This window comes from Acidovorax delafieldii 2AN, assembly GCF_000175235.1.
In the GTDB taxonomy this organism is placed as follows: domain Bacteria; phylum Pseudomonadota; class Gammaproteobacteria; order Burkholderiales; family Burkholderiaceae_C; genus Acidovorax; species Acidovorax delafieldii_B.
Genome location: NZ_ACQT01000435.1, coordinates 1 through 1,879, shown reverse-complemented (window position 1 = coordinate 1,879; position 1,879 = coordinate 1). Strand labels below are relative to the sequence as shown.

Below are 1,879 nucleotides of genomic sequence, written 5' to 3'. Positions count from 1 at the left end.
TCGCCCGCCGCGCCGGCGGTCGACTTTCTCTGGCCATCGACGGTGAACACGTCGGTGAGGTTGTTGTAGACGATGACGGCACCCGACAGTTCGTCGGTCACCACCGATTCGCGGTAGCGGCGCATTTCAGCCCGGGTGATGAAGCGCACGTTGTCGGCACGGCCGTCGTACTCGATCACTTCGCTTTCGCCTTCGATGAATTCGTCGGGTACACCGGGCAGGGTATCGCGCTTCTGGCGAAAAAATGCGCGCTTGCCGGGCTCAGCCGTCACCACGCCATACTGGTAGCCCTCGGCATCCTGGCGCACATCCAGCCGCGCACCGCGCAGCACGATGGAGCCCTTGGTCATGACCACACGGCCCGTGAACACGCTGGTCTGCTTGAGCTCGTCGTGGCGCAACGCGTCGGCCTCGATGTTCATGGGCTTGTTGCGGTCGGCCTTTTCGGCCTGGCCCACGCCAGGGGCGAAGGCAAGAGCCATCAACACGAAGATCGGAAGGATGCTAGTTTTCATGAGGCACGAATCTTGCACTCATTGTAGCCATCGAAAGCGGACCTGCGCCCACAAAAAAGCCCGCATGCGCGGGCTTTGCCAAACTGTTGCGCCGGGGTTCAGCCCTTGCGCGCCACGCCTGCCAGGTACTCCACCACCTGCAGGACGGTCTGCATGCTGCCGGCCATGGTGCCATCGGTGTAGAACCGGCCGGCCACGCCCATGGAGGGTACGCCTTCCACGCCATAGGCTTCCTGCAGTGCCGATGCACGGCGTACCTGATTGGACACGGTGAAGGAGTTGTAGACCTCCTTGAACTTGGCAGCGTCCACGCCCTGCTGGGCCACCCAGGCGAAGATGTCATCGTCCTTGGCAAGCTTGAGCTTTTCCACGTGGATGGCGCGAAATACCTTGGTGTGCACGGTGTCGAGCTTGCCCATGCCTTCAAGCGCGTAATACAGCTTCTGCTGGGGGATGAAGCTGGCATTGAACGCCACCGGAACGCGGCGAATGCTCAGATCCTTGGGCGCTGTCTTGACCCAGGCGTCCAGAGAAGGTTCAAAGGCGTTGCAGTGGGGGCAGCTGTACCAGAAGAACTCGATCACATCGATCTTGCCGGCGGGGGCCTCGGGCGCGACGGCCTTGGCGAGCTTGGTGTAGTCCTTGCCCTCCTTGAACTGGCGCGCCTGCGCCCCGGCTGGCGTGGCCAGTGGCAGGGTCAAGGCGGAGGCGGCAACCGCCGAGGCGGCGGACAGAGAAAACTCGCGGCGTTTCATGACTGGGACACTCCTTGTTCTGGTCTGGGGATGTGAGCACGTCCCCGGGGAAAAGTTCAGATGGGGGCGCTGGGGGCGCCCAGGTGACGAATGGTGCGACTGTATTCACCCTGCGCGCAGACCGCAGAGCCCCTGCGGCCGGTGCGTTCGGTGAACGGACTCGCACAGCCGCGGCAAAGCGAAGACGTCGGGTTCATGAGCCGTGCGCACAAGCCTGCCGATCAGCGCTGGACACGCACCAGCGCTGACTCGACGCCCGCGCCTTCCAGTTTTTCCTTGAGCTGCTCGGCGTCATCGCGCTTGCCGAAGGGGCCAACGCGCACGCGATAAACAGTGCGGCCATTTTGCTCGCGCTCGCTGATGCGGGCTTCCCAGCCCAGCATGGCGAGCTTGGCGCGCTGAGCATCTGCCCCCGCCTGGCTGGGGAATGCGCCGGCCTGCACGAAATAATCGAACGGGTCCACCGTTGCCGACTTGGCTTTCGCCAGATCGCCCAGTGGATCGGCCGAAGGGGCGGACTTCGCGTCGGTCTTGGCACCCGGCTTGGCGTCGGCGGTGACCGGCTTGCTGGCAGGCGCGCGCGTGGCGGTGGCTTCGGCCGCCGGCGCC

3 protein-coding genes are annotated in these 1,879 nt (G+C 64.4%); all 3 read right to left on the bottom strand.

All coding sequences use genetic code 11. From position 1 onward, the window contains the following. Positions 1-515 (bottom strand): lipopolysaccharide transport periplasmic protein LptA (gene lptA / locus ACDELDRAFT_RS21950; RefSeq protein WP_005800807.1); only part of this gene is annotated, 515 nt, incomplete at its 3' end. A gap of 98 nt (positions 516-613) precedes the next feature. Beyond that, complete coding sequence (locus ACDELDRAFT_RS21945) at positions 614-1,270, bottom strand: thiol:disulfide interchange protein DsbA/DsbL (protein ID WP_005800805.1); 657 nt, start codon at positions 1,268-1,270, stop codon at positions 614-616. A gap of 221 nt (positions 1,271-1,491) precedes the next feature. Beyond that, positions 1,492-1,879, bottom strand: a 388-nt coding sequence (locus ACDELDRAFT_RS21940) for an SPOR domain-containing protein (protein WP_005800804.1), incomplete at its 5' end; no start/stop codon positions are given.